This is a genomic window from Nocardioides albidus, from assembly GCF_006335005.1.
In the GTDB taxonomy this organism is placed as follows: Bacteria; Actinomycetota; Actinomycetes; order Propionibacteriales; family Nocardioidaceae; genus Nocardioides; species Nocardioides albidus.
In genome coordinates, this window is sequence record NZ_VDMP01000016.1 from 88,912 (window position 1) to 98,565 (window position 9,654).

The window sequence follows — 9,654 nt, forward strand, 5'->3', positions numbered from 1 at the left end:
GCACGGTTCCGAACAGATGTTCGAGTCCTGCACAGGTCGTGTCGCGGGCCGTCGCAGCGCGTCGAGGCGATCACCGGCAGCCGCCGCCGGTCAGCAGCGGTAGCCGTTCAGCGCCGGCGCCTCGCGGGCACGCTCACCGTCGGAGCCCCAGTCCGAATCGCCGGAGTCGCCCGAGCCCCAGTCCGAGTCCGAGCCGCCGGAGTCGCCCGAACCCCAGTCCGAGCCGCCGGAATCGCCCGAACCCCAGTCCGAGTCCGAACCACCGGAATCGCCCGAACCCCAGTCCGAACCACCGGAATCACCGGAACCCCAGTCCGAGTCGGACCCCGAGCCCGCGTCCGAGTCAGACCCCCAGTCGTCACCGGACCCCGAGCCCGAGTCCGACCCCCAGTCATCGCCCCCCGTGCTGCCCGAGCCCGTGCTGCCCGATCCGGTACTGCCCGACCCGGTGTCCCACGAACCGCCCGAGCCCGCATCCGAGGGCGAGCGGTCGAGGGCCTGCCAGGTGAGCGGGCCGACGATGCCGTCGGCGGTCAGTCCGCGGGTGAGCTGGAAGGCCTTGACCGCCTGGGTCGTCTTCGGGCCGAACTGGCCGTCGGCGGCGAGGGTGTAGCCGTGCACGGTCAGCCGCTGCTGGAGGTAGACGACGTCCGGGCCGTAGGCGCCCTGCTGGATCTGCGGCCGCCCGGTACTGGCGCCCGATCCCCCCGATCCGCCCGAGCCGCCACCGCCGAGCGCGCCGTCGATCGCGAACGGCCGCTGGCATTGGAAGGCCGACACGTCGCCGAGGGTGAAGAAGTTCGGCGTCTGGTCGGCGGGCATGCGGCTGAGGATCGCGGCGTGGAAGGCGCGGTAGTCGCCGTTGAACCGACCCTGGTTCCACACCGACAGCAACGCGCTGGTGAAGGCGCCGTTGACGGCACCGTCGAAGGACAGCTGGTTGTCCTGGCATCCGGAGATCAGGATCAGCGAGGCCGCGAGATCCGGATTCCGTGAGCCGCGGGTCAGCGTCTGGGCCAGCTGGTAGATCCCGCGCCGACGCCGTACGTCCTCGAGGGCGAACGAGGCCGGCATCGCGCGCGGCCGGGCCGCCTCGACCTTCACCCCGTCGGGCCACATGTCCCTGCCCAGGGGGTTGGTCGCGATCGCGTGGCGGGTGGCCAGGTTGACGACCGCCCGGGCAACGGTGCCGCTGTGGCAGCTGTCGCTGACGACGAGGATGCGGACCCCGGCGGCGAACTGCGCGTACATCTGGTTGAGCTCGTCGTCGCAGACCTGCCGGTCGTAGAGCACCCAGGTCTCGTCCTGCGCGTCGCCCTCGTCGCCGTTGCTGTCGGGCACCTGGCCGCCGTGGCCGGAGTACGAGATGAGCGCGAGGTCGCCCGCCCTGCAGGTCTGGCCCAGGGTGGCGATCGCCGAGAGCACCGCCGTCGAGGTGGCCTCGCCGTCGATCAGGCGCTTGGTCCGGAAGCCCACGGCCGAGGCCAGTTGCATCATGGAGTTCGCGTCGTTGATGCAGCCTCCGAGCGTCGAGTCCCAGCCGGGATACGCCTCGGGGTCGCAGTGGTTCAGACCGATGTGTAGTGAGTAGCCGGGCATCCCGGTCTCCTTTCAGGTGATGGGCTCATCGGGTTGTCGGTGGCACGGCGACCGGGATCACCGCACCCTGCTGGCGGATCGACCACGAGACGGGATCGCTCGAGGTCCTGGTGCCGTCGGCGGCGACGGCCGTGCACACGTAGGTGAGGACGGGATCGGCGACGTACGCCGTCAGCGGCAGCACGTAGCGACGGGCCTCCTGCTTCGCGGTGGCCGTGAGGACCACCGGCTCGGCGTCGGGACGGCCGTCGAAGGTCGTCGCCACCTCGAGCGCCGCCGCCTCACCGAGGCCGCCGGTGAGCACGAGGACGACCTCGACCTCGAGATCCTCGATGTAGACGCGGACCTCCTCGAGGGTCTCGCGGCTCGACTCGACGACCGTGACGGCGTCGTACTCCCCCGCGTCCGGTCGCGGCGCGGGAACGGTCGCCGAGTCGCCGGGCCCGAGGACCTCGTCGACGGCGAGGAGCGTGCCGCCGGGCGCGCGCAGTCCGGTGACCGCCACCCGGGAGCCGATCCGGTTGGTGAGCCGGGCCTTGTTGCCGTCGCGCTCGAGGGTGACCGGGCCGGTGCCGTAGGGGCCGGTGACCTGGCTCAGGCTCAGACCGATCGCGCTCGAGACGGTCACGCCGTCCGGCAGGGTCAGCGCGGCGGTCCCGGTGAGCCCGGCGGTCTCGAGCAGGGCCTTGACCACGAGGAAGTCGGACACGTCGAGCGTCAGCACGATCGTGAACCCGCTCGCCGTCGGGACACACTGCACGTCGCCTCGGCCCGGGACCGCCAGGCGCACGTCCTGGGTGAGGCCGGCGGCCCACGGGAGGTCCAGCACGACCTGCGGGCTGCGGCTGCGGAGCTCGTCGACGATCGCGGTCCGCACCGCGGGCGCGACGTCGGCCTCGACGGTGGTCGCCAGCACCGCCCGCAGGGCAGCGGTCTCGGTGTCGAGGACGGAGGTGAGCAGGAGCTGGGGGTCGAAGGCGCGGTCGTCGGCGTCGGGGCCGAAGCGGCCCACCCGGTAGCGCTCGGGCACCAGCACGAAGTGGCCCGGGCGGGTGAGCGAGCGCAGCACCGTCGCGTGGCCCTGCGCCGCGGCGACGGTGATCGGCTCGTGGGTGCGGAAGGGCGCCTGACCGAGCTTGAGCACGTCCTGGCAGCCGATCGCCTGGGGCTCCTCACCGGCGATCACGCGCCGGTAGTTGGCCCCGTGGTCGGCGCACGGCACCAGCACCGGCACCGAGCTCGCGGCCTCGAACCGCGCCCATTCGAAGCGCTCGGCGTAGAGCTCGGCCAGCAGCGCCGCGTTCATGTGCAGCCGCGGCTCCACCGTCAGTCCCGCCTTCGCCAGGACGTTCACCTGACTGGGCGCGATCCCGACCTCCCACCGTGGGGGGATCGGCTCCGGCTCGACCGGTACGACGGTCCGCGCGCGGCGGATCACCGGCGGGCGCAGGACCGCGAGCCGGTCGACCTGCGGCTTGAGGACGACGGAGATCTTGTCCGGCTGGGCGATCGGGAAGGTCCCCGCCTCACGGCGCCACCCCCCGTAGGTCGTGGTGAGGAGGACCCGGGCGGGCTCGGCCTGGAAGCCGGGCGTGGACAGGGCGCCGTACGCCATCCGCGCCCACTGGTCCGCGAGCCGGAACACCGCCACGGCCGTGCCCCCGTCGGCGCCGAAGTCGGCACTGGGCGTCACGCTGTCGGCCTGGTGGTACTGCACCTGCAGGTCGCCGTTCTCGTCGCGGAAGGGCACGCCGAGCCGGGCCGTCAGGCCGTCCGCGGGGACCGGCCGGGCGGTCGGGCTCCCGGCTGCCTCCCACGCGACCCGCACGTCGTCGGGCATCCGCGACGCGAGGGTCAGGGTGATCGTGGCCTCGAGGCCCTCGCTGCCGTCCAGACCGTGCCCGGAGGGGGTCACGTCGAACCGGAAGGGCGCACCGTCCGCCGGCTGGGCCGGGTCGGGGACGACGAGCGTGACCTCGGGGACGTACCAGTGCGTCGCGGCGTCGAAGCGGTCGGGCCACAACGCCGGCGCGCCCCCGACGACGGGCCCCGGCGTCCGTGCCTGGTCGGGCTCGAGGATCGCGAGGGTGACGGCGTCCGCGATCGCGAGGTGGCTGTCGACGCGCACCGCCGCCGGCCGGACCGCGGGGGTCAGCTCGCCGCCGGCGGCGAGCACGACCGGGTTGATCCGGTCGTTGGCGCGCAGCATCACCATCCGGTCCCGCGGGCCGGCCTTGCTCCGGGTGAGCGACCGGTTCGGCAGGAGGGCGGAGACCTGGCCGCCGTCGGCCGTCACCATGCTGAGGTACGCCGAGGGGTCGGCTCCGGCGTCGCCGAGCAGCTCCCCCAGCGGCCGCTCCGCGCGGAGCACCTCGCCCGGCGCCCCGGGCAGCGTGGCCATCGCGGTGACCTCCATGTCGCCTGGACGACGCTCGGCGACCCGGTAGCGGCCGCCGTCGGCCGGGGCGAGCACCCCGACCGCGCGGCGTACGACGACATCGGCCACCGCCTCGCGGGCGGCCGCGGAGCCGGGCGGCTCCACGAGGTCGACCGCGCCCGAGGCGACGAGGTCGTCGAGATGCCGGGCGAGGCCGGCGACCGTGACGGTGCGCGAGGAGCCCAGGTGGTCGTCGAGGACCTCCCACAGCCGGCCCAGGTGGAGCCGGACCCGCCGAGTCGCGCCCGGGCCGGGCACCGTCATCGCCTCGACCCGCAACGGCGGCCCGCCGGTCCGCTCCACGAGGCTCTGCAGGAGGCTCCCGGCGGTGGCGCCCTCGACGGTGAAGGAGAGGGAGACCTGGCCGAAGGGTCCGGTCCCGGTCGCCCGGACCGGACCGTCCGGCAGCACCACCGTGGCGCGGGTCCGGGCCAGCGTCGCCTCCGCATCGGAGACGACGAGGTCGAGGCCGACCACGGCCTGGGTGACCAGGTCACGCAGCCGCTCTCCGGGGCCGGGCGGGTGCGCCAGGACGAACGATGCTGAGCACACCGCCCGCCCGGCGCTGTCGCGCCCGAGCCCGATCTCGAGGGACACCACACACCTCACTCAGAGCTGGTAGTCGAGGAAGGTGGCCGGGTGCGACCCGCGCGGCTTGGCCTTCTTCCCGTTGCCGGCGGGCGCACCCTCGCGCGCCGGGACCGGCGTGGGAGCCGTCGCCGGGGCGCCGCCGAGCGCACGGAGGCGAGCGACGCGCGGCTCGGGGATCGAGCGCGACTTCGTCACGACACCCTCGCCGTCGGGCCGCGGCACGTCGACGATCACCGGGCCGTTGCCCTGGGTGAGCGTCCACGGCCCCTCCCAGGCTCGGCCGGGCTCGAAGAGCGTGCCCTTCACCGTGACCAGCACCTTGTAGCGGTAGTAGGGCTTGAAGTCCGGGTCGCCCGTGAAGACGGTCCAGATCCGGTCCCGGTCGTAGTCGCCCTCGTTCCAGCGGAAGCGGACCGGCGGGATCCCGAGCGGAGTGCCGTCCTCCTTCGTGGCCTCGAAGATCGCCTCGACGACCTGCGTCTTGTCCTGGAGGACGACACCGAGCTGCAGCGGACCGACCGCGAGCTTCCCGGCGGCGTCGGCGCGGACCTCGAGGATCGTGTCGTTGAGCGGGGTGCCGTTGGGCCCGGGGTCGATGTCGATGACGTTGCGCTGGATCTGCGTGCGCCGGTAGGGGTCGACGACCTCGCTCGGCGGCTCGGCGAGGTGCACCTTGCGCTTGACGAAGGTCTTGTCCGGCTCCCAACCCTGCGGCGGGTTGGCCACCTCGGCGGCGGGCTTCTGCACCCGCGACCACTTGTAGGTGCCGTCGTTGCCCTCGTCCCCGGAGAAGCTGTGCCCCTGCCAGTTGAGGGCGCCGTCCGCGCCCGGGTAGCCGATCTCCACCGACATGAACTCCACGTCCCCGTCGCCCCAGGCCGCGACCGGCTTGACGACCCGGTTGAGCTTGCGGGGCCAGTCGTCGAGGTCGACGTTGAGGAAGTACTTCCGTTCCGCCTCCGGGTCGGCCTTGATCTCGTCGTACATGCCGGCCAGCGAGCTGGAGACGGTGTGGTCCTGCAGGTAGGCGAACTGCTGGGTCTCCTCGTAGTGCAGGTCGAGGTGGGTCTCGTCGCGGCGGTACTTCAGCGCGACCCCGACGCCCCACAGCCCCCAGCCGCCGGTGTCGGCCTTCGCGGCCTCGACCTGCGGCTGCGGCGGGTCGAAGATCATCTTCTGCGCCTGCTCCATGAACTTGTTGAAGACCAGGTCGGACTTCTGCTGCAGGCGCTGGGCGATCGCCTCGGCACCCGGCAGCGTGGTGTCGACCTTGACGTCGGTCGTGATCGTGCCGTTGGTGCGCATGTTGTTGAACTCGGCCTGGAGGTCGACCTTGGCCCACAGGTAGCGGCCCGACGCGGCGGCGGAGAAGTGCTCGAAGATGCGGTCCCAGTGGCCGTCGATGGTGATCTTGACGACCGGCGACCGGACCTTGAGCTTGTAGTTCTGGATCACGATCAGCGGCGACGCCGTCCCGTGGAAGGCCTCCCAGAGGATGGCCGCCGGGTAGACGCCGACCAGGCCGGAGAAGGCGTGGGTGCCGGTGGGGTCGATCGAGCCGGTGCCCTGGCCCTGCATGTCCCAGTACCACGGGTCGAGGTTGGAGCTCGCCGCCGGACCGGGCGCCGGAGCGCCGGGGGCGGGCGGCTCGCCGTCGCGGGCGACGATGCTCGGCGAGCGGGCGCCGGAGCGCGCACCGGGCACGCCGAAGTACGCCGTGCGCGTGCCGTGGTCGCGGGTGGCGGGCCGCAGCGCGGGGAAGCCCCGCGGCGTCGGCGAGACGTTGGAGACCGCCGTGGTCGAGGAGGCGATGATCGCCGGGCGGAAGGTGGGGGCCTTGCGGGCGCCGCGGATGCCCCAGAACGCGTCGTCGCTGTCGGCGTACTGCGCCCTGATCGCGTCCTCCGCCTGCTGGCGGGTCGACTCCGGCAGGGCGCCGGTCGTCGAGAAGGTGAGGACGCCGCCGGCCACGTCGCCGCCGCCACCGACGACGCCCTCGCCGCCGGTGCCGGCGAAGCGGACCAGGTTGAACAGGTAGTCGCCCTTGTCGGGGCCCTCCTTGCGGGCCATCCGCACCTGGTTGGGGATGTAGTAGAAGACGGGCGCCTCACCCTGGGCGATCAGCTCACGGTTGTTGACGTCCGGCAGGTAGAGGACGGCGTACCCGTCCTTGACGATGGGCTGGGTGCCGCCTGCGTAGGTGGGCCCCATTGCCTGTGCAGCCATTGCTGACCTCCGGGGGACGTTGATCGGCGACGCTTCGTCGCCACGCACCGACGATCCCGAGCCGGGGACCTCGCCCGCTATCGGCCGCCGGGCCTGAAAGGGGTCCAGGGAGGATCCAGTCCGGATGGATCCGATCCGGTGTCTCTCCTGGGCACCGCGGCGACTCCTCTGGTCATGGACGCGCTGACAACTCGGGCCCGGGGCACACTGCCCGGCAACGGCTACGACTCCCCCAGGACCCGGCCGATCCGGGTCTACGTCATCTCCCCGATGCGGATCTATCGCGAGGGCCTGATCCAGGTCCTCGCCACCCGCCCCGGGCTCACCGTCGCCGGCTCGGCCGACACCTTCGAGACCGCGCTGCCCGCCGTACGACGCGGGGAGGCGGACGTCGCGCTCTACGACCTGCGCTGCTCGTCGGGACTGTCCGGCCTGCGTCGCCTCGCCGAGACGCCCGCCGTCACCGTCGTCGGTCTCGGGGTGGAGGAGACCGTCGAGTGCATCCTGGCCTGCGCGGAGGCGGGCATGGCCGGCTACGTCACCGACACCGCCTCCGTCGACGAGTTGGCCTCCCGCGTCGGCGACGCCGCCCGGGGCGAGCTCCACTGCCCGCCCCACATCGCCGCCAGCCTGGTCCGCCGGCTCGCCGCGGTCGGGGCGGGGCCCGCGTCGCCGGAGGCGGGCCTCGGGCTCACCTCACGTGAGCGGGAGGTGGCGGCGCTCCTGCAGCAGGGCCTGTCGAACAAGCAGATCGCCCACCGGCTGACCATCCAGCTCGCCACCGTCAAGAACCACGTCCACAGCATCCTCACCAAGCTGGAGGCACCCACGCGCGGCGACGCCGCCGCCGTCCTGCGCGCACGCCGGGTCGGCGTCTCGGCGCCGGCGGCGGCCCGGCCCTGGCCGGCCTGACCACCCACTGATCCGCCCACCGATCCGCCCGGCCGATCCGCCCGACCGACGGCGGCCGGCATGCCAAGATCGGGCATGACCTTCTCGACCGGCACCTTCTCCTCCCCCGTCGACGGCATCGCCCTCGCGACCTACGCCTGGGACGACGTCTCCGAGCCCCGGGCGGTGGTCCAGATCGCGCACGGCCTGGCCGAGCACGCGGGCCGCTACGACCGCCTCGCGGCCGAGCTCAACGCCGCCGGCTACCTCGTGCGGGCGACCGACCACCGCGGCCACGGCCGATCGATCGTCGGCGTACCGGGCGACTTCGGCGCTGCCGGGTTCGACGGCCTCATCGCCGACGTCGCGGCGTACGGCGCTGACCTCCGCGCCGCGAACCCCGACCTTCCGCTCGTCCTGATCGGCCACTCGATGGGCTCGTTCGCCACCCAGGCCGTGCTGCTCGACCACAGCGAGCAGTACGCCGCCGCCGTCCTCTCCGGCTCGACCGCCCTCGACCAGCTCGCGATCGCGATGGCCGAGGCGGCCGCCCAGCCGGACGCGCCCGCCGGGCTCGAGGCGTTCAACGTGGGCTTCGAGCACCGGACCGGCTACGAGTGGCTCTCCCGCGACGACGCCGAGGTCGACCGCTACGTCGCCGACCCGCTGTGCGGCTTCGACCTGCCCGAGGAGACGGTGCCGGCGCTGTTCGGGCCGGCCGCCCGCCTGGCCGTCCCCTCGACCGTCCGCAGCGACCTTCCCCTGCTCATCGCCTCGGGCACCGCCGACCCGCTCGCCGGCGGCGGCGCCCTGATCGAGCTGCTCGGTCAGCGCTACCGCGACGCCGGCCTGACCGACGTCACCGTGAAGCTGTACGACGACGCCCGCCACGAGATCTTCAACGAGACCGACCGCGACGAGATCACCCGCGACGTGATCGGCTGGCTGAGCGAGCGGACGTGAGCGGGCGGACGTGAGCGGGCGGCGGCGCGCCCGCTCACGTTCGGCGTCAGGGCCGCCCGTCGGAGCCGGCCGCGACCAGGTCGTCGACGATGCGCTCGAGACCGGGCAGTCCGGGGGCGGCTCGCATCCGCTCGGCGATCCGCTGCGCGGTCTCCCGGTAGCGCGGCCGGCTGAGCACGCGGCGTACCTCGCGGCCCAGGGCGCTCGGCGACGGCCGCTCGGTCCGCAACCGACGACCGACCCCGGACCACGCGATCCGCGCGCCGACCTCGGGCTTGTCCTCCTTGCCGCCGGTGGCGACCACGGGTACGCCGTACCGAAGCGCGTAGTGGACGCCGCCGTAGCCGCCGTTGGTGACGAAGACGTCGGTCTTCGGCAGCAGCTCGTCGTAGGGCAGGAACGCGGCCGCACGGGCGTTCGGGGGTAGCGGCGGCAGGGTGTCGAGCGGCCGGCCGCCGGTGGCGACCACCACCAGCGCGTCGAGGTCGGCCAGCCCGACGAGCGCGGGGGCGATCGCCTGGTCGTAGTCGGCGTTCGCGACGGTGCCCTGGGTGACGTGCACGACCGGGACGGTGCCGTCGAGGTCGGACCACCACTCGGGCAGCGGGGCGGCCGAGCCGGACGCGTTGATCGGCCCGAGGAAGTGCAGGTGCTCCGGGGCGTCGGAGCGCGGGTACTCGAGCTCGGGGACGGTGAACTGCGCGATCGCGTCGGCGCGGCGCTGCCAGTCGAGGACCCCGCCGGGCATGGGCGTCCCGTGCAGGTCCTGGTGGATGCGCTGCGCGAGCGCCTCCCCCTCGGCCAGGACCGCCGCGGCGGCCTTCTCGAGCAGCCGGTTGCGCAGGCGGTTGAGCACGGGAGACGGGGCGAGTCCCATGCCGAACGGCGCGGTGTCCCGACTCGAGATCGTCAGCGGGACGACACCCGCGACCACGACCGGCGGACGG

6 protein-coding genes are annotated in these 9,654 nt (G+C 73.5%); 2 read left to right on the forward strand and 4 right to left on the reverse strand.

Features of this window, described 5'->3' with window-relative positions:
• Positions 1-90: 90 nt before the first annotated feature.
• The 3 genes from FHP29_RS21515 to FHP29_RS04015 are packed head-to-tail and all read right to left on the reverse strand — an operon-like array spanning position 91 to position 6,853.
• The gene (locus tag FHP29_RS21515; protein WP_158296462.1) at positions 91-1,599 is read right to left on the reverse strand and encodes a caspase family protein; all 1,509 of its coding nucleotides are present in this window, start codon (positions 1,597-1,599) and stop codon (positions 91-93) included.
• Between the two features lie 25 nt (positions 1,600-1,624).
• Positions 1,625-4,633 carry a hypothetical protein gene (locus FHP29_RS04010; RefSeq protein ID WP_139621559.1) on the reverse strand — a complete coding sequence of 1,003 codons (3,009 nt, stop codon included), beginning with the start codon at positions 4,631-4,633 and terminating at the stop codon, positions 1,625-1,627.
• 12 nt (positions 4,634-4,645) lie between these two features.
• Entirely contained in the window at positions 4,646-6,853 is a 2,208-nt protein-coding gene (locus FHP29_RS04015; RefSeq protein WP_139621560.1) for a hypothetical protein, read from the reverse strand.
• 138 nt (positions 6,854-6,991) lie between these two features.
• Between FHP29_RS04015 and FHP29_RS04020 the strand changes: the two genes are divergently transcribed.
• Both FHP29_RS04020 and FHP29_RS04025 read left to right on the forward strand, forming a co-directional pair.
• A complete protein-coding gene (locus tag FHP29_RS04020; protein WP_139621561.1) occupies positions 6,992-7,765 on the forward strand; it encodes a LuxR C-terminal-related transcriptional regulator in 774 nt (257 codons plus the stop codon).
• 75 nt (positions 7,766-7,840) lie between these two features.
• Entirely contained in the window at positions 7,841-8,707 is an 867-nt protein-coding gene (locus tag FHP29_RS04025; protein ID WP_139621562.1) for an alpha/beta fold hydrolase, read from the forward strand.
• A 46-nt stretch (positions 8,708-8,753) separates the two neighbouring features.
• On the opposite strand, the gene FHP29_RS04030 is transcribed toward FHP29_RS04025, so the two are convergent.
• Positions 8,754-9,654: glycosyltransferase (locus FHP29_RS04030; RefSeq protein ID WP_205013857.1), on the reverse strand; the 901-nt coding region annotated here is incomplete at its 5' end.